The organism is Oleiharenicola lentus (assembly GCF_051660365.1).
Lineage (GTDB): Bacteria > Verrucomicrobiota > Verrucomicrobiia > Opitutales > Opitutaceae > Lacunisphaera > Lacunisphaera lenta_A.
This window is the reverse complement of record NZ_JBOZXB010000001.1, coordinates 3,118,114-3,140,871: the sequence shown is the minus strand read 5'-3', so window position 1 is coordinate 3,140,871 and position 22,758 is coordinate 3,118,114. Positions and strand designations below refer to the sequence as shown.

Sequence of the window (22,758 nt, the reverse complement as noted above, 5' to 3'; positions counted from 1 at the left end):
TCACCATGCAAGCCGCCGTTTCCTTCGACCCCGCCACGGCCAAATGTATGCCCTCATCGCATCGCCCTAAATCCCGCCACCTCTCCGACGCCGCTCGCGACCGGAGGGCAGACGTCTGGCAGTTCGTTGCGACCGGGGTGGTGTTCGCATGGTTGGTCGGTCTTTTCATCTACGTGCTGAAAAACGTTAACTGAGTTTTCGAAAAAAAATCTTCCCAAGCCCGCCTCTCAAAAAGGCGGGCTTTTTATTGTTCGATTTTAAACAGAAACACCGACGACGTCTCGTAACGCCCGCCTTGCGACGCCGCGAAAAGATACGCCGGCTTCCCCTCGCGCAGCAGCAACTGCGGACGCTCCAGCCGGCCCCACCGATTCAGGTGCTTCGGCCGCGGCGGCAATTCCACGTAGGCGCTCACGGGACGAAATGCGATTTTCGGCTCCGACCACGCAATGCCATCAACCGACTCCAGCCAAAGCCCGACCTCGTGATTGAACACGCCCATGTCGCGCATGATGGCGCAAAAACGTCCGTCCTCGTGCCAGATAAACACATCTTCGCACTGCCGGTTTTCGCCGCGCCCCGAAAAATCAATCAACGGATTCTGCGGATGCTTGCGATACGGGCCTTCTAATTTTTCCGCGATCGCGAGTCCGTATTTACGATTTCCCCGCACCGGCGGTTTGCCCGCTTCATAGTCGGCCGTGTTCCACGATTTGTAATAGAGCCAGTATTGCCCGTTCGGGTGCTTGATGAACGACGGATTCGTTGTGCAATGATCGTCCCACGCGCCCTCCGCGCCCGCTTCGAGCAACGGCGCAGCCGGACGCTGCCACGGCCCATCGAGCGAATCCGCCAGCGCAAGCCCGACCCGTTTCGTATTCGTGCGACCGTTCGAGTTGCCCATGTAAAATAACGCGTAACGCCCGTCCACTTTCACGATATGCGGGTTGTGACACGTTGTGCCGTCCCAAAATCCCGCCCCGCGCGGCGCGAGCACCATGCCCGTAACCTCGTAAGGTCCCTCTGGCGACGGCGCGACCGCGTGCGCAATCTCGCTTGAGCTGATCCACCCGCCCATGCCTTTCGCTTTCGGCCAGCGCGAAAAAAACACATGCGTGCGCCCATCCGGCGATTCGATCGGCGCGTTGCACCACACATAGTAATTTTCCAATTCGAGAATCCGTCCAACTGGGCGCAAGCGTTTCGAAAAATCAGAATACAGCTCAGGTGGAATTTCCGCCGTCGCCGTTTGTGCCGCCTTCAGCGCGAGCGGCAGCGTCGCCACCGCCCCGATAAATGCCCGCCGTGTCCACATCCGACAAGACTCGCAGATTTATCCTCTGAGCCGAGTTCACGTTTTTCACTCGGTCAGAAAGTCACGCCAATCCTCGAATTCCGCACCTCTGCCTCAATCCGTGTTTATCCGCGCAATCCGTGGTTAAAAAATCCAGCTTTTCGCCGTCACCCACGCTCACACCTTCTTGAACTGCGGATGCCCTTCGATCCTCGCCGCAAACGCCGCTTTCTCACTCTCTGCGAGCCCGGCAGGAAATTTCGAAATGCTGCGATTCCACCGCCCGAGCCATTCTTCGCCGAGCAACCCTGGCGAGCGCGGATGCCGCGTCGCGCCCTCGGCCCGCGTAAACGCCAGCGTCGTATCCGCCTTCGGCCCGGTGCCGACGCCCGCGGCCACATAGAAACCAGCCGTGAGCAGCGACACCCGCACCGAGGTCGCCGCCGAGTAAGTATACAGCTCCGCCGGTTTCGATGCACACTGCGCGAAGATGCGTTTGAACACCTCGACCGTCCACAAGCCTGTGTCCGTCTTGCTCGAAAACGGATCGAAGAAAATCAAATCAGGCGCCGGCGATGCTTCGAGAAACGCCAGGAAATCCCCGTGTCTCAGTTCCCAGTTCAACAACGTCGTCGGATCGGTCCACTTGTTTTCTTCAAGAATAACCTTCGGCGCCTTGTGCCGCAGATGAGGGAAATGACTCGCAAATTTCACCGCGAGAATCAGCGGATCGAGATCGATTTCAAAACTCACGATGCGCAACGGCCGCACCGCTTCGACGCCGACCTCCGCCACCACTTTTTCAAAACACGCGACTGCCGCCATGGCGTTCGAAGCCGCGCCGAGGCCGACGTCCCAAATGATCAGTTCGGTTTCGTTACCGCTGCTCTTGAGCAAACGCGTCGCGAGCGCCGATTGCTCGATGTAGAGGCGATTTGCTTCCTCGCTCGGCGCGTTCACCGAGTGCATCACTTCGCCCGAACTCGTTTGCTTGATACTGGAGAATCCCTGCGGCCCCGTGACGACCTCGTAGTCACCCAGCTTCGGCAACCGCGCTGGCCGCCGCTTCTTCACGGGCGTCACAATATTCTCCTCGTCGCTACGCCCGAATTCGAAGCGGTGCGCCTCGTAATACGCGACAAACTCATCCCGCAAAATCGCTTCACGCATCTCGCGCATGATCCGGTGGTAAAATGCGATGTTGTGAATCCCCAATAAATGCCAGCCGAGCATCTCGTCGGATTTCACGAGGTGATGCAGGTAGGCGCGCGAGTAATCTTTGCAGCACGCGCAATCGCAGCCGGCTTCCAGCGGCGCTTCGGAAAACTTATGGTTCACGCGGCGGAGTTGCACTTTGCCCCGCTTCGTAAACGCCACGCCGCGCTGCGCGAGTTGCCCGGGAATGATGCAATCAAACATGTCCACGCCACGATGCACCGCTTCAAGAATGTCAATCGGCGTGCCGACTCCCATGAGGTAACGCGGCAGATTTTTCGGCAAATGATCTGTGACGAACCCAGTGAACTCGTAACGCTCCGCATGCGTCTCACCGACAGCAAGCCCACCGATCGCGAGTCCATCGAATGGCTGCTCGCGCAAAAACTCCGCGCTCTGTTGCCGCAACGCGTGATGACACGCGCCTTGCACGATGCCGAACAACGCTTGCGGTGATTCGCCGCGCGCCGCCAGCGAACGCAGCGCCCAACGGTGGGTGAGTTCCATCGCCGCCTTCGCCTCATCAAAACCCGCTGTCGATGGAATGCACTGATCGAGCACCATCATGATGTCGCTGCCGATCGCCTTTTGCGTGTCGATGCTCGTTTCCGGCGAAAGCATGTAATAGTCGCCGTTCACGTAGCTCTGGAAACGCGCGCCTTCCTCGTTCATCGCGCGTTCAGTCGGCAGGGAAAAAATCTGAAAACCGCCCGAGTCCGTGAGCACCGGCCGATCCCAATTCATGAAATTATGAATGCCGCCAAATTTCTTAAACACCTCCGGACCCGGCCGCAGTAGCAAGTGATACGTGTTAGCCAGCAACACGCTCGAGCCGGTCGCCTTCAGCGTGTCGACCGTCTGCGCTTTCACCGTCGCCTGCGTGCCAACCGGCATGAACACCGGCGTCTTTACCTCGCCATGTAACGTCTGAAATGTCGCGGCGCGCGCACGTGTGCCGGTGGCTTCTTTTTGCAGATTAAATTTCAGGCGCGACATCTTTAAAAGTGGAGCCGGCGAGTAAGTAATACTTTTGCGTCCATGCGAAGTTCTTTCTCTGACGCTCCCTGCCTTGAGCCCTCGCCCGTGCCATCATTTGAGCATCCTGACCGTCCGGAAATTGCAGGCTTGGCCGTTCACTCAGCTCTGCGTATGGATTTTCACCCCGCATGAAACGCATTTTTGTCTCCGGCTGTTACGACATCATCCACGCCGGCCACGTCCAATTTTTCGAAGAAGCCCGCGCCCTCGGTGATCACCTGACCGTGTGTTTCGCCTCGGCTGACGTCCTCTGGTTTCACAAAAAGCGTCGCAGCTCCCTGCCCGACGAACACAAGCAAGGCCTCCTCGCCGCGCTCCGCATGGTCGACGAAGTCGTCATCGGCACCGGCCTCGATGAGGGCATCGATTTTCGCGAACACTTCCTGCGCCTGCGCCCGCACGTTCTCGCCGTCACGGAAGACGACAAATACGCGCCGCTCAAACGCGCGCTCTGCGCTGAAATCGGCGCGACTTACATCGTGTTGCCCAAGACCCCGCCGAAGTTTGCGCCTGTTTCCACGACGCAGATCGTGAAATTCATCCAAGCACCGCAAGACGCACCGCTCCGCGTGGATTTCGGCGGCGGCTGGCTCGACGTGCCGCGTTACGCCCGCGAAGGCGCTTACATCGTGAATTGTGCGATCTCGCCGACAGTTTCGCTCCGCGAGTGGGGCTATGAACGCAACGCCGGCCTCGGCGGCAGCGGCGCGTGGGCTTTGCTCAACGGCAAAGAAGGCGTCGCCTCCGAACTCGATCTCGGCGTCGGTTGGCAGGATCCCGCGGTCATCAAAGAAACGGGTTTATGCGTCTGGCAAAGCGGCGCGCGGCCCGTGCTCGAAATCAAACACAGCGCTGACTTCTTGAAAGGCCGTCTCGCCGTGTATTGGTCCGGCAAGCAGCACTGCACGCCGAGCGTCGTCGATCAAAGCCGAAACTACGACAATATCGCCAAGGCCGGTGCGCTCGCGCGAGCGGGCGTGTGGGCCGCCGATATCCACAAAATTGCCGAGGGCGTGCGCACCTCCTACGCGGTGCAACGCGCCGAAAACATGGATCCACTGCCCGGCGATCCCGCCTCCAGCGCGCTGCCCGAACTCGCCGCGTGCAAACCGCTCGCGTGGAAATATTGCGGCGGCGGCTTCGGCGGCTACGCGGTGTATTTATTTGCCGAACCCGCCCAACGCGATGCCGCGTGCAAGCTCGCCGGTTTCCGCCCGGTCGAGCCCTACGTGCGCTGAAAGCTTCCGTCCGCCGCGATGACTCCCGTTGAGATTCTGCGTCGCCGGCAACTCAATCAGCGACTCATCGCCAGCGAGTTCACGCAACCCGCCGAAGTCGTTGCCTGGCTCGGCGCGATGCAGGCGCAGGAATACGCCCACGCCAAGTGGGCCATCAATCTGCGACTGAAAAATGCGACTACCGACGCGTTAATCGAAGAGGCATTTAATCGTGGCGAAATTCTCCGCACGCACGTGCTGCGCCCCACGTGGCATTTCGTGGCGCCGGCGGATATTCGCTGGCTGCTCGCGCTCACTGCGCCGCACGTGCATCGCCTCAACAGCTACACCGCTCGCCAGCACAGCCTCGACGCAAGCCTCTGCCTGCGCGGACTAAAAGTAATCGTCAAAGCGCTCACTGGCGGCCAGCACCTCACGCGCACCGAACTGCAAAGCGCGCTCGCCCGCGCGAAAATCAACGTCAGCGGTCTCGCGCTCGCCTACATCGTGATGCACGCCGAACTTGAAGGCGTCATCTGCAGCGGCCCGCGCGTCGGCAAGCAATTCACCTACGCACTGCTGGACGAACGCGTGCCCGCGGCAAAATCGCTTGCGCGAGACGAAGCCCTCGCCGCGCTTGCCACGCGCTACTTCATCAGCCGCGGTCCAGCAACGGCGCGCGACTTCGCTTACTGGTCAGGACTTTCGCTCAAAGACGCCCGCGCGGGCGTCGCGTCGTTGTCCGCTGCTTTCACTCGCGAGACGATCGACGGCGAAGATTTCATCTTCAAAGGCAGCTCTGTAAATTCAACGAAAGCCTTGCTCCGCACGTTCGTCCTGCCCGACTACGACGAATGTGGTATGGCTTACCAAGATCGCCGCGCGCTCTTTCCAGCGAAACGCCTCGTCCCGCCCGCTTCAAAAAACGGCGAATCTTATCACGTCTTTGTCGTTTCGGGAAAAGTCGCCGGCACGTGGACGAAAACCACCAAGGGAAAAACAATTTCCCTCCACACAAATCCATTCGTCGCTTTGAAGCCCGCGGAAACGAAATCGCTCGCGCGGGCCGTTGCAGCCTATTGCGAGTTCAGCGCAGGCCGCTGACGTATTTTTTCAAGCGCTTCTTGGCGGCTTTCTTCGCGATCGCGCTACGCTTGGAGTGGGCCCGCTTTTGGCGAGCCACGCCGAGCAACGCAGCTTTGCGGTGCTCCGTGGTGACGCGGTATTTTTTAATGCGATTCTTGAGCTTCGTTTTTTTCCCCTTCGAGACGGCCACGCGGACCTTTTTCTTTTTCTTAAAATCAGTCAGGCCATACTTGCGGTCACCTTCGATTTTGCCCGTGGCTTCGTGAATCACGACCTGCGCGGTGGGCGAACTCTTCGCGAGATCGCTCGCGGCCTTCACCGCTTCGTCCTTCGTCGGCAGCACGACACTCGCGCGTTTCGCAGCGCCGACTTTCACTGACCAACCGTTTTCACCGGGCAACACATGATAGATTTTTCGTGTAGGCATAAATTGAAAAGGTAACGATTATTTGGCTCCCCATGGGACAGACGGCGTGGCGATTGGTTTCGTAAGATCGAACTCCACGCGAAAACGCCGGCCCTCCGCCTCGCGGCGCAGCCCATAGCCGAACGTTTTTCCCGGTTCGATGAGCATCGTCCAGATGTTGTGTTTCGCCGCTGGAATCAATTCGCCAGTAAAGGCGTCCGCCAAAAAATCCTGCCTCACTGCCGTGCCCTCGGACGCGGTGTCGCCGCCGTATTGAGTGACCTTATCCTCGGTGCCGTCTTCGTGGCGATGATCGTGCTTCAAGCGCAGCCCGGCCGCCGTGCGCGTGATCACCCACGTGCGCGAACGATTTTCGCCGACGTGAAACGGAATGCGAATCTCGTTCAGGCCGCACGCCCTGACGTGCATCACCAGGCGTTGCCCCTTAAACGCTTCATCGGCCGCCGCCGTGCTCTCGACCATTTGCCCTGCAAACGCTGTTCCGCAGAGCGCCTGTAGATTCTCCCAGAAAACATCCTGCGACGATTTTCCTGCTCCGCCCAGGTGCGAAAACCCCAGACTTAAGATAACCAACCAGCAGATTTTTTTCATACGCGTAAAAAATGAAATGACACGTATTACGTGTCATTCGGTTCGGACTGCGGACGCTCCGGCCAGATCGCGATGAACGCCATTTGCGCTTCACGATCGGGCACGGCTTCGTAACCGGGGCGCGTCAGGAAACGCAGCGGATAACCGGCTTCGATTTGATCGACGCAAATCATGCTGCCGGTCGTCGTAAACACGGCGCGCCACGCACCGCACGCGATCACGTGCTGCGTGGCCCCGCGCCGCTTGATGCGACGCGTGCGATGCGGCGTCGGATCTCGAGAAAGCAATTCGATCAGTCGCGGGCGAAAATCGATTTTCCAATTCTCGACCAGCCACGTGGCTTGCGCTTCCGCCGGCGGGCCAAATGTCACCGTGAACTGTGGCGGTTGCTCGAGCGAGGCATCGACTTCCTCGATCCAACCGGCGCGCGATTCGGGAAACGAATCGTAAGCCGGCACGTAGGGTTTGATATCGAACACCGGCGTGCCTTCGACGAGATCGCACGGCCCGAGAATCAACCGGCGTTTCTCCACCGCCAGCAACTGCACCGGGGTCATGCCGAGGAAATTGGGGCGATGCGGCGAGCGCGTGGCGAACACGCCGCGCCGTTGAGCCGGACCGCGCGGCGGCAGGACGAGCGGACGCCACGTCGCGTTGCGATGAAACCACCAAATCAGCCACACGCGATCGAAGCCCGCGAGATCTTGGAGTGCCTGCTCGTAGTTTTGCCCCGCAACCAGTTCGAGCACGTTGCGCTCGCCGCTCGTTTCCTCCGGCTGATGCCGTGCTTGAAACTTCACCTGCTGATGCGTGCGGATGAAGCCGATGGGATGAAGCGTGAGCGTATCGCCAGACAAGACCTTAGAAAGCGAAACTCAGGGCAAGGCGGCGAGGACGAAGTTGTCCGCGACTGGATGCCTTGAGGTAGGGTCTGTTATCCCGAACCGACCTCGGCGTGGAAAGCGTGCATAAAAAAAGGGCGGTTAAGGATAACCGCCCCTACTTTAAGAATTTTCGCGCCGCTTACACCAATTGCGCGTCGAGCGTGATCTTGGCGTTGAGCACGCGGGAGATCGGGCAACCGGCTTTGGCTTTCGCTGCGAGTTCGGCGAATTTTTCCGCCGTGATGTTCGGCACTTTGCCTTTCACGATCAGGTGCGACTCCGTAATCGTCCAGCCGGCGGGAGCGACTTCTTCAAATTTAACTTCAGCGGTCGCATCGAGACGTTCCGGCGTGAAACCTTCGCCGCCGAGAATCATCGAGAACGCCATCGCGAAACAGCCCGAGTGGGCCGCGGCGATCAGTTCTTCCGGATTCGTGCCGGCGCCCGAAGCGAAGCGCGAGCCGAAGGAGTATTCGGTGTTTTTCAGAGCGCCGCCGGGAGCGGTGAGCGTGCCTTTGCCTTCTTTGAGTGAACCTTGCCAGACAGCGGATGCGGTGCGTTTCATAATATAAAGGATGTTGAGTGGTTGACGGTGAGGACGGAAAGGTTGCCAATTCCCCGCCGCGTGCAAACCGCATCTGCGATTTTCCTCCGCGCGCTCCTTCCGTCCATGAAAATCAAATCCGCCGTCTTCACCATTAGTTGCCCGAACCTGCAAAGCTGCAAGTGGTCACCGCTGCCGGAGTTTGCCTTCATCGGCCGCTCCAACGTCGGCAAATCGTCGCTGATCAACCTGCTCTCCGAACGCAACGATCTCGCGAAGGTCTCGAACGTGCCCGGCAAGACGAAGCTGATGAATTTTTTCACGATCAACAATGCGTGGACCCTCGTCGACTTACCCGGCTACGGCTATGCGCACGTCAGCAAAGAAAACCGTGCCGACTTCAATGAAGCCGCCGCGGACTTTATCGAAAATCGCGAAAACCTCGCGTGTGTTTTCGTGCTGATCGACTCGCGCTTACCGCCGCAGGAAATCGACATCGAGTTCCTCGGCTGGATCGCAGAAACCGACACGCCATTTGCGCTGATCTTCACCAAGACCGACAAACAATCGATCGCGCAGACCAAGACGGCGATCGAACGTTTCAGCAACAACGTGCTCGCGGAACTCGACGTGCAGCCGGAGATTTTTTCCAGTTCCTCCAAAACGAAGTTCGGCCGCACGCAGATCCTCAACTTCATCGAGCAGACGATTAAGCAGAAGTGAGCGCGGCAGATTGGTAGAGAATGTGAAACTCAGGAAGTCAGGAAAAAATCACCGAAGCGCTCGCTTGGGTGAACTGCACTTTTGCTCATCGTCGCCTGTTGAGATCGGAAGCGTTTTCCATCCTTCCTGATTTCCGCATTAAAAACATCCTGCTCCACATTCGCAAAATCGGGAAACTTGGGCAGGGTGCCCCATGATTCCGTTTTCCGTTCTCGATCTCGCACCCATCGTGCAAGGCGGCTCTGCCCGCCAGGCATTTGACGATGCGGTGGATCTCGCGCAACTGGCCGAAACGCTCGGTTACAAACGTTACTGGCTCGCCGAGCATCACAACATGCCCGGCATCGCCAGCGCCGCCACCGCCGTCGTGATCGGCCACGTCGCCGCCGGCACGAAAACGATTCGTGTGGGATCGGGCGGCATCATGTTGCCCAATCACTCACCGCTCGTGATCGCGGAACAATTCGGCACGCTCGAAGCGCTTTTTCCCGGCCGCATCGATCTTGGCTTGGGGCGCGCGCCCGGCACCGATCAGCAAACTGCGCGCGCGTTACGGCGGGGCGCCAAGGACAGCGCGGATACTTTTCCTCAGGATGTGCAGGAACTGCAGGCTTACTTCGAGCCGGCCATCGCGAATCAAGCAGTGCAAGCCGTGCCCGGTGCGGGCACGCACGTGCCGATCTGGTTGCTCGGATCCAGTTTATTCAGCGCGCAACTCGCGGGTATGCTCGGCCTGCCGTTCGCCTTCGCCTCACACTTCGCACCGGACCTGTTGTTGCAGGCGCTGGATATTTACCGGCGTGAATTCCAGCCTTCGGAGTCATTAGAAAAACCCTATGCGATGGCGGCGATTAATGTGTTCGCCTCCGATACCGAGGCTGAAGCGAAACGCGCGTTCACGTCGCTCCAGCAGAGTTTCATCAACCTGCGTTTCGGCACACCGGGACAATTTCCGCCACCGGTCGATGACATCAACGCCCTCGCCTCACCCGCCGTGCTCGCGGGCGTGCAGCAAACTTTCCGCGAAGCGGCGGTCGGCAATCCCCAGCAAGTTGAGCAAACCATCAAAGCGTTTATCGCGAAAACCAAAGTCGATGAGCTGATGGTGGCCGGCATGATGTATGACCACACAGCGCGGAAACGTTCGTTCGAAATCGTGGCGCAGGTGCGCGAGCGGCTCGCGGATCAGGAGCTGTGATGGCCGCACGTTTGTGACGGTAGGGCCTGACCTCCGGGCAGGCCGGTTTCAATAATTGGAGGCGGGGCCATCAGCCCCGCGGGATATTTTGAGTTAATCGAAAATGTAGGTGGCCCGTTTACGGGCTACGTTGCGCGTAAACGCGCAACCTACGCGAACCGATGATAACTTACCGGGGCGATGGCCCCGCCTTCACTCAATTCAACCCAACCTGCTTCACGCCTTACCGAGGCAGCACTGTTTGTATTTCTTGCCACTGCCGCACGGGCACGGGTCATTGCGGCCGACTTTTGGCGCACTCGACTTGACTGGAGCAGGGCCAAGGCGCGCCTCACGGTTGTAGAACCACTGACCATTCTTGCGCAAAAACTCGGCTTTTTCGTGGAGCACCTTCTCGATCTTGTCCTCAGTGCCATACGCCGAGAAATCGACATAGGATTTGTCCGGGTTGCCGCCGACGTCGGTTTCGTGACCGTGCACTTCGAGGCGCGTCCAGACGATCGCCGGCTCGCCTTCTTCGACGACGTAGGGCTTATGCGCGTCGGGCAGGTAGGAGTGGTGGAGAAATTCGAAGTTGTGCGACACGTGCGCCACGAACCGCGCGCGCATCAGCCGCTCGGCGCTCGGGGCTTTGACGGCGCCGCTCAAGATCGGCTCGCAGCAGGTTTCGAACAATTGGCCGCTGCCGCAAGGGCATGGCTGGCCGCGTTGGGGTTTATGGGAAGGCTGGGCTTCTGTCGTCATGTGCCTGAGACCTACCGCGAGTTCGGGGGCCAACGCGAGGGCAAACCTGCTTTCTTTCTCGTCCGCCTCGGCTACCGTTTCGCGCATGTCCACACCTCCTTGGAAGAAACCGGCACCGAAAACGTCTACGAAAGCCAAGGTCACGCTCTCGCCCGCGAGCATCGCCTGGGCCAAAGCCCGCGCCAAAAAAGCCGGCCGTCGCTACCCCAATCTCGTCGACAACATGGCCGCGTCGCGCCGTCAGCTCGAACAGGAACACGGCGGACACCGCCCGGACGACGATCGCCCGCGCTGAGAACAATCGAGGCGAAACCCAATGCCCGCGCGAGCTAAGTCCCGCGGCCTAATTGACACTTAATAGGTGTCAATTACCGGAGCCCGTTTGGCGCGCACAAGCGGTGTGCTGCGCGAAATTTCTGCATCGGCGGGCGTTCCCTTGCGCGAAAGCCGCGGGGCCTACCGCACCGTTAGCCTGTCGGGAAATCGCGTTCCTGTCCTGTTCAATTGACACTTATTAGGTGTCAAGTCACGGCGAGACTCACCAGCCAGGGGCAGCTCCTCCAACTCACCTGGGGCCACTTTCACTACGTAGATACGCGTATTCCCGAGTTGGAACATCTTTGCGATGATACCCCCGCCTGCTCCTTGGCCGGCTCACCGCAAACACTCCGCAGTTCCAATCATGAAATCCCGCATACTCCTCGCCGCCCTCCTGATCGTTTCGCTCTCGCCCCTCGCCCGCGCCGCCGACGTCGCCGATCTGGCCCGCGCCCAAGTCGTCTTCGCCAAGGTGATGAAAATCACCGAGTCTTACCAAAAAGTTTCCGGCGTCGTCGGTGCCGCCAATGCGACGCCCGCTGCGATCCGCATGCCCGTCGCCACCGCGAACAAGACCGGCAAATTCTACCTCCCGTTCGCTGAAAACGGCGAACTCGCCGCATGGGCCGAAAAAGCCATTTCCGCCCACGTTGGTGCTGCCGTCGGCTCCAAAGTCGGCGAGAAGGCCGGCGCCGCGGTCGCTTCCAAAGTGCCAATCCCGTTCGCCGGCAGCTTACTCGCGGGCGGCATCAAGAAAAAGAGCAAGGAGATCGGCGCGATGACCGCCGTCGGTGGCGCTGACTTCGTGAAAGAATCCTCAGGCATGTCCTTCGCCACGATGGATGATCTCATCGTCTACATGCACATGAACTATTCGAGCAGCCCCGGCTACCTGAAAGCCATCGCCGCCTCGCTCGCCCTCTACCCCGACCTCGAGAAAAACTACGAGAAGGCCATCAAGAACGCCTACGCCGGGAAATAATTTTAGCCCTAGCACCACACACACGAAAATCCTGCGTTGCTCCCGCGACGCAGGATTTTTTGCGTCCGCGCACTCCAGCTTGCACGCCGGCTTGAACTTACGCTGGCGCCCCGCACGCTGACACCGCCATGAAACGCCCGACCGCCGACGAGCGCAAACACCGCTGCATGCGCAAACGCCGTTACCGCTCCCAGGGAGACGCCCTCGACGCTGCGCAAATCCTCGGCCTCGGTCGCCAGCGCACCGCGTATCTTTGTCCGCTCTGCCACCACTGGCATCTTGCGACCGCTTAAGGTAGGGTCGGTTATCCTTAACCGACCTTCAGGATGATCGAATCACGATCGTATTAGCGCTGTCAGAAACAACCGCCCAACCTCTAAAAATAACGGGTTGGCCTTCGGGCGCTTCGTGTCCTTCGTGTGAGTTCTTTCTCAATGCGCCTGATCCTTCCGCCCAATCTGCCCGCTGCCGCGCCCCGCGACTCCATCGCCGTGCGCCTCGAGTTGGATCTGTCGAAGGCTCCGCCGGCGGAACTCGTGCCCGCGCTCGCCATCCTGCAACGCCTCGGCGTGCCCAATCAGCCGGTTTCACTCCTCCTCCTTAAACGCGCTCAACTCCGCGAACTCGTCAACGCGCTCATTGGCGAAAAAGTCTTTTTTCGCTCCGACAAACCCGCGCAACCGCTCGCATGGAATGGCATGGAATTGCCCGGAGTTTCCGAACACTTATCCGAGCCGAAAGTTGAAAAACCGATCGAGCCGGCGCCGCCAGTTCCGGCGAAAAGAAAACTGGTCGAAGATCACGATCTCACGCCACTCACCATCGACGGCTCCGAGCATTTCCTCGCGGTCACGCTGCCATCGCGCGAATCGATGATTTACGACGCCGGGTTAGATTTTCTCAAAACCCACCGCTTCATCCTCGATCCTTCCTCCCGCAAATGGTGGCTCCGCGATCGGCACAAAGTGTTAAACATTCTCGCGACGCACGGCGATTTTTTGCGCGACGAACTCAATGCCGATTTCACCGCGAACTTTGAGAAAAACACCGGGCACCTCAAAACCGCCGAAATCGCCGCGCAAATCAGCGAGGAGCGCGACGCTTATGATGTCACGCTCGGCCTCAAAGCCGGCTCCGCGCCCGAAGCCCAGGTCCGCGCCGCGATCTCCACCGGTCGCGGCTACATCGAAGACGGCAAAAACATTTATCTGATCGACGCCGCCCGGCTCGCCAAACTCCAAGAAGCCCACCGCGCCCTCGCCGGCGAACCCGCTGCCACGAACGCCAACGGCCGCCACCGCGTCGCCAAGGCCCGCGCGGCCGAGGTCACCGATTTGCTCGAAAGCATTGCTCCGCATTTCGCCGCTCCCGAGACATGGCGCACTCGCAGCGAAGCGTTGCGCAATCTCTCGAAGCTTCCGCCCGCGCCGATCCCGTCGCAATTCACCGCCACGCTCCGCCCGTATCAACAACTCGGCGTCGCGTGGATGTGGCATCTCTATCGCCAGCAACTCGGCGGCATCCTCGCCGACGAAATGGGCCTCGGCAAAACCCCGCAAGCGCTCGCGTTGCTTTCCGCCGCTACGGCGCAAAAGGGGTCGTCGGTTTCCGCGTCGACGATGGTAGGGCCCGACCTCCGGGCGCGCCGCGTTGCCGTCGCCAGTGCAGAAACTGGCGCCCACCATAAAACCCACCTCGTAGTCGTCCCCGCTTCGCTCGTGGAAAACTGGCGCCGTGAAGCTGCGCGCTTCGCACCACAACTTCGCGTTTTCATCCATCACGGCAGCCAGCGTCTCGGCGAAAACGATTTCGCGAACTACGACCTCGTGCTCACGTCCTACGGCACACTGTCGCGCGATGCGGAATTATTCAGCGCGATCCGCTTCGACCTCATCCTTGCCGATGAAGCGCAGCATCTAAAAAATCGCCGCACCCAAGCTGCCCAATCGCTCCGCGCGTTGCACGGTCGCGGACGTTTCCTGCTCACCGGCACGCCGCTCGAAAACTCGCTCGACGACCTGCGTTCGCTCTTCGAATTCCTGATGCCCGGTTTCCTGCCAAAACTCGCGCCTGGCCTGAAGAAAGAAGAACGCTCGTTCTACGACGAACGCCTCCGCGTGCAAACCGCGCCATATATTCTGCGCCGCACCAAGCTCGTCGTTGCCCCCGAACTTCCGCCAAAGATCGAGCAAGTCATCTACTGCGAACCAACCGCCGCACAGGCCGCACTGTATCGCCGCACGCAGGAGGACACCGAACGCGAACTCCTCGACCTCGCCGCCAAAGGCGCGTCGGAAGGAAAACTCCATTTCGCCACGCTCACCCAACTCCTCCGCCTCCGCCAGATCTGCTGCGACCCGCGCCTCGTCAAACCCCAGCTCCCAACGGCGCAGCCGGCGCCGTTTGCCGACTCCACCAAGCTCGACGCTTTCCGCGAACTCCTCGCCGAATCCATCGACGAAGGCCACCGCATGCTCGTGTTCTCGCAGTTCACGTCGCTGCTCGGTTTGCTGCGCGAGGAATTGGACGCCCAGGAGATTTCCTACTGCTACCTCGACGGCTCGCTCACGCCCAAGGCGCGCCAGCGCGAGGTCGATCGCTTCCAAGCCGACGCCACGATTCCGGTTTTCCTGATCTCGCTCAAAGCCGGCGGCACGGGCCTCAATCTCACCGGCGCCGACACCGTCGTGCATTACGACCCATGGTGGAACCCCGCCGCCGAAGCTCAGGCCACCGACCGCACCCACCGCATCGGCCAAACGAAAGTTGTTACTAGCTACCGACTCATCTGCTCCGGCACCGTCGAAGAAAAAGTCATGGCCCTCCAGGAAAGCAAACGCGCCCTCCTCGCGGACGTCTTTGAAGCCTCCGATGCCGCCGCCGCGAAACTGAGCCTGAGCGACCTGCGCGAGCTATTGAAATAATCGACACGACTCGCTCGTCGCTTACGGTTTGCCCAACCAACGATTCTGAAACTCCACGTTAAACGCATGATCGATCTCCCTCCACTTTTACGCGATCAACGGAAGGCCGATGCTGATCACTTGCGGCTCCTCGCCGTGTTTCATTTCGTCGTCGCGGGGCTTTCCGTCGTCGGCTTGGGTCTTGTCGCGCTGCACTACACCTTCATGCGGGTTTTCTTCATGAATCCCGACATGTGGAAAGACCAAAAAAGCGCCCCGCCACCGGTTGCGATTATGGATATCTTCAAGTGGTTCTATCTCGTTTTCGCAGTGCTGCTCGTAGTCGTGGTGGTCGGAAATCTGCTCTCCGGTCTGTTCATCGGAAAGCGCAAGCACCGGATGTTTTCACTCGTAGTTGGCGGAATCAACTGCCTCCAGTTTCCGTTTGGCACAGCGCTGGGTGTTTTCACGTTGGTTGTCCTGACCCGCGACTCCGTGCGCGAGTCGTATGAAGCTAACCAAACGTAATCACTAAGGGTTCGAGGCTCTGCACACGGGAACGGCGCTAGTCCACGCCTGTCGCAAGCGACTATGCCGCGTCTTTTTGATCATGTTGATCTCCGCGTAAACGATCTCGCGGTGGCTGGGCTGTTTTATCGGCAGCTTCTTCCACTACTCGGATTTACGGTGAGCGTCGATATTCCGGGTTGGATTCAGTTCGAAGCTCCGGGCGCGGGCGCTGCGGAATTTTTCGGCGTGACGGAGGACAAGACCCACCGGCCCAACCACTCGCGCATCGCGTTTTGGGCGGAGTCAGTGGAACGCGTCAATGAACTGGCGGCGAAGCTCGACGCGCTCGGGGCGCAGAAGATCGAAGGCCCGAGCTTTGAGTCGGCGACGTATTACGCGGTTTATTTCGATGATCCGTCCGGCAATCCGCTGGAAATCGTCCATCGCACGCAGCGGTTCGAATGAGGAAACGGTCTTCCTCGCGATTTCCTCATTTTCATTTCGACGGTGCTTCTCATTCTACGGGGGCAATGTTTTCGCGCGCTTGTTTAAGCCTGACCGTCTGGTTTGTCACCTCGCTGTGCGTGGGGGTGACTACTAGCTGTGCGCAGACGGCGACGCCGCTCCAGCGCCCGATGCGGCCGGAAGACGTCCCTGCGCAGACGGCTGACACAAGTGCTCAAACTGAGTCCGCAGAAACCTCGGACGAAAACGATCCGCGTTATCACGTCGTTGCGAGTGCGCCGGTGAGTAACTGGCTTGAGGTGCAGATCGAACTCGCCCGCCGAGGTTTTTCGTCAGGCTCGATCGACGGCGTGCGCGGCGCGCAATCGGCGGCGGCGATGAAAGCATTTCAACGTAACAACCAACTGCGCGAAACCGGCGACCTCGACGCGGCCACGCGGCAGGTGTTGCAGCTCACCGACGCGGTGTTTACGACGCATATTTTTAGCGCGGAAGAATACGCGGTGCTTCAGCCGGTCGCTCCCACGTGGTTGGAAAAATCCCAGCAAACCGCCCTCGCGCACGCGAGTGCGCTAGAGATGCTCGCGGAGCGTTATCACGCGACGCCCGGTCTGTTGCGCCGGCTGAATCCGGGGATCGATTGGGAAAACATTTTACCCGGGGTTGAAGTTCAGGTGCCCGCATTGGGCAAATTTACCACGACGCTACGTCCGACGTTGATTCACGTGCGCCTCGCGGATCGCGTGCTGCAAGCCACGGACGAGAGCGGCCGCATCATTGTGCACTTCCCCGTGAGCATCGCAAAGATCGTCGAGAAGCGCCCGGTGGGTGAATTGCAGGTCGTCGTGGTGGTTCCGAATCCCGACTACACCTTCGACCCGGTGAATTTTCCCGAGTCGGCGGAAGGCCAGGAGCTCGGTCGGCGCCTCATCATCCCGCCCGGGCCGAACAATCCCGTCGGGGTTGCCTGGATTGGATTGAATCGTCCCGGCTACGGCATTCACGGCACGCCCGACCCGGAAAAAGTGGGCCGCACGGAATCGCATGGATGCTTCCGGCTCGCGAACTGGGACGCGCTCGCGCTTCTCAGTATCGCGAAAGTCGGCATGCGCGTGGTCGTGGAGCCGTGAGGCCTGCTGCAAAATAGAATTTTAATCCTCAGCCTTTGATCTCCGGGCAATCGATGCCCAGCGCGTCAGCGAGTTCGGTGAGGTGGTCTTGCTCTTCTTTGATGATTTCGCGGAGCACTTCGCTGATCGCAAACTCACCCATTGCTTCCGCCTGACGGATGCGTTGCCGGTAATTCTTGATCGTCTCCGCTTCGTTATCCAAATCGAAACGCAGCATATCGTCCGGCTTGTCGGACATCTTAACTTTCTTCGGCTCTGTGACCGGCGTGCCGTTGAGGTAGTCAACTTGTTTCGCGATCAGGATCGCGTGCTTCAATTCTTCGGCCGCGTGCTTTTTCAGTTCGTCGGCGATGGCTTTGTATTTCGCGCCCTTCATCGTCTGGCTGTAAACCGTGTAGGCGATGATCGCCTGATACTCGCGCGCGAGATCTTCGTTGAGCAGGCGGATAAGTTCTTTGCGGGATATTTTGTCGGAATTTTTCATAATGTGAGTTTGGGTAACTTTTTCGACTGCTCTCGTTCGTCGAGGTTTCCCTACTGTTGTCACCGGTGAAATTCCCACGACCCTACGCACCAACCTGCTGTCAAAATTATCCATGAGCGAAACCCTCCCCATTCTCTACGTGAAACCAGGTTGTCCGTGGTGCACTGACGTCATCAACTTCCTGCAAGCATCAGGCATCAGCTACCGCGAAGTGAATGTGACCGAAAGTGCTACCGCAGCCGCCGAAATGAAAAAGAAATCCGGCCAGACAAAGGCGCCGACTTTGGATTGGAATGGCAAGATCCTCGCTGATTTCGGTGTGGAAGAACTGCGCCCCTTCCTGCGGAAGCAGAATGTGAAGTTCGAGGACAGTTAAGTTTCCGCGCCGCATGGAGGAGCGGCTTTTCATTCTGACGGAGCGACGCTGCAGCATTTCCTTTTGGAGTGGGATGTGTTTCCTTCAGCGCATGCTTTCGAGATTACTTCTGGGGCTGCTCATTTCCGCAGCCGCATTGGTCGCGCAAGACGACTACGCTAAAACTATCGAGCAAGTGCGCGCAGAGCGGGTCGCACAGCTCACCGCGTCTGATTCGTGGCTCACGCTCGTCGGTCGCCACGCATTGCAGCCGGGAAAAAACACTCTCGGCACCGCCACAGAGAACTCCGTCCGCCTCGCCTCCGGCCCGCCCTATCTGGGTATCATCACGCTCGAAGAAGGCGTCACCACCTTCCGTCCCGCGCCAAGCTCACTCGTTAAAGTCGATGGCGAAACGGTGCGCTCCGCGGTGTTGCAATACCGCACGCTCAAACCCACGCGCGTGACATTCGGCACGGCGAATTTTTATATCATGGAACGCGGCGACACACTTTTCGTGCGCATGCGCGACACCGCCGCACCGAACCTGAAACAATTCGCCGGCATTGAATATTTTCCCACTGATCCCGCCTGGCGCATCGAGGCGCAATGGATGCCGTTCGAGAAGTCGCGCATGTTACCCGTCACAAATATGATTGGCCAGACGTCGCCCCAACCCGTGCCAGGCAAAGCCGTGTTCACCCACGCCGGAAAAACCGTGGAGCTGTTGCCCATCGACGAAGGCGGGGACCATTTATTTTTCGTGCTCACCGATCTCACCGCCGGCGAAGAAACCTACGAAGCTTCGCGTTTCCTCTACGCAAAAAAGCCCAAAGCCGGAGAAACGAAAATCATTCTCGATTTTAACCAGATGCAAAATCCGCCGTGCGCCTTTACCGAGTTTGCGACGTGCCCGCTGCCACCGAAAGAAAACCAAATCCCCTTCCGCGTCACCGCGGGCGAAAAGAAATACCGCGGCAAGCACTGAGTCGCTCGGAATCGGGCCCGGTCTCCGAGCGAGCCGACCTCGTTCACCCAACAACCCACGCAGTCTGTCCGTAGTCAGGTCTTACCCCACAATCATGAAGTCTTTTTTTGCTTTCGTCGTATTGTTATTAGCCGGAAGTGGCGTCGCCTCCGCGCAACCCATCGACCGCGAAGCGCTCGTCAAACGCCACAATCCCATCGTGCGCAAAGTCGACGTCGACTCGCCGCTCACCGTCGGCAATGGCGGTTTCGCGTTCGGCGTGGATATCACCGGCCTGCAAACCTTCGCCGATCATTATCAACGCTGGGGCATTCCCACGGAAACGCTCTCGCGCTGGGCGTGGGTCACGGACGAAAACACCCACGGCTACACGCTCGCCGACGCCGGCAAGGATTTCACGCTCGCCGATGATCGCGTGATGTCGTTCCCCACGCGCTCCAGCGTTCCCGCCGGCGACTGGCTCCGCAAAAATCCCCGCAACCACCCACTCGGCCAGCTCGCACTCGAATGGAAAAAGGACGACGGCAGCGCGTTTACTCCCGAGGATATCCAGTCACCCGAGCAGACGCTCGATCTGTGGACCGGCCTGATCAAGAGCCGCTTCAAACTCGGCGGCGTGCCAGTCGTCATCATCACCGCGTGCGCGTCCGATACCGATACCCTCGCCGTGCGCATCGAGTCGGAACTCGTCACCCAGGGAAAACTCAGCGCACGCCTCACGTTTCCTCGTGGACACAATCTCTCCGTTAAAAATACCCCCAACCTCGATTGGAGTTCACCGGAATCGCACACCTCTAGCCTTCACGATCAGACGCGCATCGACCGCGAAATTCTCGGCACGCATTACTATGTCGCGAGCAGCCGACCGCTCACTGAAACCGCGCCGCATACGTTCTCAATCAAAGCCGATGCCCGTGCATCGGCGTTGGAATTCACGCTGCAATTTTCGCCGCAGCCCATCACCGCCCACGCCAGCGATGCCGAGAAGGTGCGCAACGCCTCCAAAAATTACTGGGAAAAATTCTGGCGTGAAAGCGCCGCGGTAGATTTCAACGGCAGCGCCGATCCGCGCGCGAACGATCTCGAAAAACGCATCATCCTCTCGCGCTACCTGATGGCCGTGCAAATGGCCGGCGATGTGCCACCGCAGGAAAGCGGGCTCACCTGCAGCACGTGGTATGGCAAGCACCACAGCGAGATGATCTGGTGGCACACCGCGCATTTCGCGCTGTGGGGCAACGACGCGTTGCTCGAAAAAAATCTGGCGTGGTTTCAGTCCCAACTCCCGGCCGCCCGCGAACTCGCGAAGAGTCGCGGCCTCAAAGGCGCGCGCTGGGCCAAAATGACCGGCCCCGACATGCGCGAAAGCCCCGGGGGTAATCCACTTATCGTGTGGAACCAGCCGCACATGATTTACCTCGCAGAGTTGCTTTACCGCAACCAACCCAACGCCGCCACGCTCGCGAAGTATCGCGAACTCGTTTTCGAAACCGCCGACTGCCTCGCAACGATGGTGCACTTCGACGCCAAGAGCGGCACTTACGTGCTCGGCCCGCCGCTGTGGATAGCGCAAGAAATCTACGACCAAGCCACGAGCCAGAATCCATCCTTTGAACTCGCCTACTGGCGTTGGACGCTCGGCGTTGCGCAGCAATGGCGCGAACGACTCGGCCTCCCGCGCGATGAAAAATGGGATCATGTCATCACGCACCTCGCGCCGATTCCGCAGAAGGACGGCAAGTATGTCGCCCTCGGTTCAAATCCCGACACGTTCGACAACATCGACAGCCGCCACGATCACCCGACGATGCTCGCGCCGCTCGGCGTGTTGCCCGAAGCGCCCGGCGTCGACCGCGCCACGATGGAACGCACCCTCGATGCCGTGCTCAAAACATGGGACTGGGAAACGAAGATCTGGGGCTGGGATTACCCCATGATTGCAATGACCGCCGCGCGACTGAACCGTCCCGAAGTCGCCGTGGAAATCCTCCTGCGCAACGGCCCCAACAATCTTTATCTACCCAACGGCCACTGCCCGCAGCGCAGCGACGAAAAGTTCGACCCGAAAAAACCTCACGACCGCAAACGCGAGATCGCCGTGTATCTGCCCGCGAACGGTTCGTTCCTCGCCGCCGTCGCCCTGATGGTCGGCGGCTGGGACGGCGCCGAAGGAAAATTCCCCGGCATCCCCAAGGACGGCAAATGGAAGGTCCGCGCGGAAGGATTGAAGCCGATGCCGTAACTTTCTTAGCTCTTCAGTCATTGCGAGAGTGGATCCTACCTATCGAAATGAACCCCATTTAAAGGCACGGAATCCAATTCTGGATAAGGTTATGCTCGGACTGTCAGAGGGCGATTGCATTGCCCGAACGGCGCAACCCTCAACGGTAGAGCCCGACCTCCGGGCGGGCCGCGCACGTTTTCCAATTCACGCGCCGCTCGAAGATCGGCCCCTACCTCGTCTTATGAAATCCTCCTTCTTTGTTCTCGCCCTTGCCGCTGCCTCAGTTGCACGCGTTCTCGCTGCCACGCCCGCAGAATTTAAAGATTGGCCTGCTGGCACTTCCCCTGCGGAAATCGGCAAACGCGTCGCAGAGAATTTTGCCGCGCGCCAATTCCAATGGCAGACGGATCCGAAGCGCAAATACGTCATCTATCCGGAAATCTGCGCGTGGTATGGCGCGCTCGATGTCGCGAGCCTGATCAAAGACGCCGATCTGCAGCAGCGTCTCGTCGCCAAATACGACGTTTTGACACTTCCCGAAAACGCGAAACGTATCTCGCCTGACGAACACGTGGACTACCGCATTTTCGGCGTAGTGCCGCTGGAGATCGGCGTCATCACCGGTGACAAAAAATTCCGCGACCTCGGCCTGCATTACGCCGACGCCCAATGGGAAAAACCCACCGCCGACGGCATCACACACGAAGCGCGTTACTGGATCGACGACATGTATATGAGCCCGATTTTGCAGGTGCAGGCGTATCGCTCGACGCGCGACGCGAAATACCTCGACCGCGCGGCGCTCATGATGGCGGCCTACCTCGACAAACTTCAGCAACCCAATGGCCTCTTCGTGCACGCGCCTGACTCGCAGTTTTTCTGGGGCCGCGGCAACGGCTGGGTCGCGGCCGGCATGGCGGAATTATTGCGCGATTTGCCGGAGTCGAATCCGCACCGCGCGCGCATCGTCGCCGGGTTCCAAAAAATGATGGCCGCACTGCTCGCTACTCAAGCCGAGGACGGCATGTGGCGTCAGCTCGTCGACAAACCGGAATCGTGGGCCGAGACGTCCGGCACGGGCATGTTTGTCTTCGCCTTTGTGAGCGGCGTGAAACACGGCTGGCTCGACGAAAAAACCTACGCGCCCGCCGCGCGCAAAGCGTGGCTCAAACTCGTCTCCTATCTCGACGAAAACTCCGCCGTCCGCGAGGTCTGCATCGGCACCAACAAAAGCCGTCAGCAAACCAAGACCGACGACCTCGCTGTCCAGTATGAATTCTACATGAAACGCCCGCGCGCGACCGGCGATTTGCACGGCCAGGCCCCGTTGCTGTGGAGCGCCGCCGCGTTCCTCAGATAACTTTTCCCGGAGGTAGTTTTCGGAGCATCGGGGATTTGCCGTTTTCCCCTGAAATCCAGAAGGGGAATCGCCCGATAG

24 protein-coding genes are annotated in these 22,758 nt (G+C 59.4%); 16 read left to right on the top strand and 8 right to left on the bottom strand.

Annotated elements, in window-relative coordinates:
• Window positions 1–5: 5 nt before the first annotated feature.
• Entirely contained in the window at window positions 6–194 is a 189-nt protein-coding gene (locus tag ACRRQW_RS12160; RefSeq protein ID WP_438481710.1) for a hypothetical protein, read from the top strand.
• 50 nt (window positions 195–244) lie between these two features.
• Here the strand turns inward: ACRRQW_RS12160 and ACRRQW_RS12155 are convergent, their stop codons facing one another.
• Window positions 245–1,315 (bottom strand): glycoside hydrolase family protein, encoded by a 1,071-nt coding sequence (locus ACRRQW_RS12155; protein WP_438481709.1) that lies wholly within the window; start codon window positions 1,313–1,315, stop codon window positions 245–247.
• A 156-nt stretch (window positions 1,316–1,471) separates the two neighbouring features.
• A complete protein-coding gene (gene tgt / locus ACRRQW_RS12150; RefSeq protein WP_438481708.1) occupies window positions 1,472–3,505 on the bottom strand; it encodes a tRNA guanosine(34) transglycosylase Tgt in 2,034 nt (677 codons plus the stop codon).
• 170 nt (window positions 3,506–3,675) lie between these two features.
• Between tgt and ACRRQW_RS12145 the strand changes: the two genes are divergently transcribed.
• Window positions 3,676–4,785 (top strand): adenylyltransferase/cytidyltransferase family protein, encoded by a 1,110-nt coding sequence (locus ACRRQW_RS12145; protein ID WP_438481707.1) that lies wholly within the window; start codon window positions 3,676–3,678, stop codon window positions 4,783–4,785.
• Between the two features lie 18 nt (window positions 4,786–4,803).
• Window positions 4,804–5,868: a winged helix DNA-binding domain-containing protein gene (locus ACRRQW_RS12140; RefSeq protein WP_438481706.1), complete on the top strand. Its 1,065-nt coding sequence runs from the start codon at window positions 4,804–4,806 to the stop codon at window positions 5,866–5,868.
• Here the strand turns inward: ACRRQW_RS12140 and ACRRQW_RS12135 are convergent.
• The 4 genes from ACRRQW_RS12135 to ACRRQW_RS12120 all read right to left on the bottom strand — a co-directional run bounded on the left by ACRRQW_RS12135 (window position 5,852) and on the right by ACRRQW_RS12120 (window position 8,317).
• Window positions 5,852–6,277 (bottom strand): DUF2188 domain-containing protein, encoded by a 426-nt coding sequence (locus ACRRQW_RS12135; protein WP_438481705.1) that lies wholly within the window; start codon window positions 6,275–6,277, stop codon window positions 5,852–5,854. The genes ACRRQW_RS12140 and ACRRQW_RS12135 overlap by 17 nt on opposite strands.
• Before the next feature lie 18 nt (window positions 6,278–6,295).
• Window positions 6,296–6,868: a hypothetical protein gene (locus ACRRQW_RS12130; RefSeq protein ID WP_438481704.1), complete on the bottom strand. Its 573-nt coding sequence runs from the start codon at window positions 6,866–6,868 to the stop codon at window positions 6,296–6,298.
• Between the two features lie 26 nt (window positions 6,869–6,894).
• Window positions 6,895–7,725, bottom strand: a complete 831-nt coding sequence (gene tsaA, locus ACRRQW_RS12125) for a tRNA (N6-threonylcarbamoyladenosine(37)-N6)-methyltransferase TrmO (protein ID WP_438481703.1) — start codon at window positions 7,723–7,725, stop codon at window positions 6,895–6,897.
• 166 nt (window positions 7,726–7,891) lie between these two features.
• Entirely contained in the window at window positions 7,892–8,317 is a 426-nt protein-coding gene (locus ACRRQW_RS12120; RefSeq protein ID WP_438481702.1) for an OsmC family protein, read from the bottom strand.
• Between the two features lie 105 nt (window positions 8,318–8,422).
• Here ACRRQW_RS12120 and yihA point away from each other — a divergent pair, with 105 nt between their 5' ends.
• Window positions 8,423–9,019 (top strand): ribosome biogenesis GTP-binding protein YihA/YsxC, encoded by a 597-nt coding sequence (gene yihA / locus ACRRQW_RS12115; protein ID WP_438481701.1) that lies wholly within the window; start codon window positions 8,423–8,425, stop codon window positions 9,017–9,019.
• A 193-nt stretch (window positions 9,020–9,212) separates the two neighbouring features.
• Window positions 9,213–10,217 carry an LLM class flavin-dependent oxidoreductase gene (locus ACRRQW_RS12110; protein WP_438481700.1) on the top strand — a complete coding sequence of 335 codons (1,005 nt, stop codon included), beginning with the start codon at window positions 9,213–9,215 and terminating at the stop codon, window positions 10,215–10,217.
• A gap of 216 nt (window positions 10,218–10,433) precedes the next feature.
• On the opposite strand, the gene ACRRQW_RS12105 is transcribed toward ACRRQW_RS12110, so the two are convergent.
• The gene (locus ACRRQW_RS12105; protein WP_438481698.1) at window positions 10,434–11,048 is read right to left on the bottom strand and encodes a YchJ family metal-binding protein; all 615 of its coding nucleotides are present in this window, start codon (window positions 11,046–11,048) and stop codon (window positions 10,434–10,436) included.
• Between ACRRQW_RS12105 and ACRRQW_RS12100 the strand changes: the two genes are divergently transcribed.
• From ACRRQW_RS12100 to ACRRQW_RS12070, 7 genes are all read left to right on the top strand, one after another.
• Window positions 11,047–11,256, top strand: a complete 210-nt coding sequence (locus ACRRQW_RS12100) for a hypothetical protein (protein ID WP_438481697.1) — start codon at window positions 11,047–11,049, stop codon at window positions 11,254–11,256. The genes ACRRQW_RS12105 and ACRRQW_RS12100 overlap by 2 nt on opposite strands.
• A 387-nt stretch (window positions 11,257–11,643) precedes the next feature.
• Window positions 11,644–12,261: a hypothetical protein gene (locus ACRRQW_RS12095; protein WP_438481696.1), complete on the top strand. Its 618-nt coding sequence runs from the start codon at window positions 11,644–11,646 to the stop codon at window positions 12,259–12,261.
• A 128-nt stretch (window positions 12,262–12,389) separates the two neighbouring features.
• Window positions 12,390–12,554, top strand: coding sequence for a hypothetical protein (locus ACRRQW_RS12090; protein ID WP_438481694.1), 165 nt, complete (start codon window positions 12,390–12,392; stop codon window positions 12,552–12,554).
• Between the two features lie 141 nt (window positions 12,555–12,695).
• Window positions 12,696–15,185 carry a DEAD/DEAH box helicase gene (locus ACRRQW_RS12085; RefSeq protein WP_438481693.1) on the top strand — a complete coding sequence of 830 codons (2,490 nt, stop codon included), beginning with the start codon at window positions 12,696–12,698 and terminating at the stop codon, window positions 15,183–15,185.
• Window positions 15,186–15,251: 66 nt separating this feature from the next.
• The gene (locus ACRRQW_RS12080; protein WP_438481692.1) at window positions 15,252–15,692 is read left to right on the top strand and encodes a hypothetical protein; all 441 of its coding nucleotides are present in this window, start codon (window positions 15,252–15,254) and stop codon (window positions 15,690–15,692) included.
• A gap of 63 nt (window positions 15,693–15,755) precedes the next feature.
• Window positions 15,756–16,139: a VOC family protein gene (locus ACRRQW_RS12075; RefSeq protein ID WP_438481691.1), complete on the top strand. Its 384-nt coding sequence runs from the start codon at window positions 15,756–15,758 to the stop codon at window positions 16,137–16,139.
• 125 nt (window positions 16,140–16,264) lie between these two features.
• On the top strand, window positions 16,265–17,269 hold the full coding sequence (locus tag ACRRQW_RS12070) for a L,D-transpeptidase family protein (protein WP_438481689.1): 1,005 nt from the start codon (window positions 16,265–16,267) through the stop codon (window positions 17,267–17,269).
• A 28-nt stretch (window positions 17,270–17,297) separates the two neighbouring features.
• On the opposite strand, the gene ACRRQW_RS12065 is transcribed toward ACRRQW_RS12070, so the two are convergent.
• On the bottom strand, window positions 17,298–17,753 hold the full coding sequence (locus ACRRQW_RS12065) for a ferritin-like domain-containing protein (RefSeq protein ID WP_438481687.1): 456 nt from the start codon (window positions 17,751–17,753) through the stop codon (window positions 17,298–17,300).
• 112 nt (window positions 17,754–17,865) lie between these two features.
• On the opposite strand from ACRRQW_RS12065, the gene ACRRQW_RS12060 reads away from it, so the two are divergent.
• The 4 genes from ACRRQW_RS12060 (at window position 17,866) to ACRRQW_RS12045 (ending at window position 22,680) form a co-directional block, all read left to right on the top strand.
• On the top strand, window positions 17,866–18,129 hold the full coding sequence (locus ACRRQW_RS12060; RefSeq protein ID WP_438481685.1) for a glutaredoxin family protein: 264 nt from the start codon (window positions 17,866–17,868) through the stop codon (window positions 18,127–18,129).
• A gap of 91 nt (window positions 18,130–18,220) precedes the next feature.
• Window positions 18,221–19,096 carry a DUF1684 domain-containing protein gene (locus ACRRQW_RS12055; RefSeq protein WP_438481683.1) on the top strand — a complete coding sequence of 292 codons (876 nt, stop codon included), beginning with the start codon at window positions 18,221–18,223 and terminating at the stop codon, window positions 19,094–19,096.
• Window positions 19,097–19,190: 94 nt separating this feature from the next.
• Window positions 19,191–21,338 (top strand): hypothetical protein, encoded by a 2,148-nt coding sequence (locus ACRRQW_RS12050; RefSeq protein ID WP_438481681.1) that lies wholly within the window; start codon window positions 19,191–19,193, stop codon window positions 21,336–21,338.
• Between the two features lie 223 nt (window positions 21,339–21,561).
• Window positions 21,562–22,680 carry a glycoside hydrolase family 88/105 protein gene (locus tag ACRRQW_RS12045; protein WP_438481679.1) on the top strand — a complete coding sequence of 373 codons (1,119 nt, stop codon included), beginning with the start codon at window positions 21,562–21,564 and terminating at the stop codon, window positions 22,678–22,680.
• Window positions 22,681–22,758: the final 78 nt, after the last annotated feature.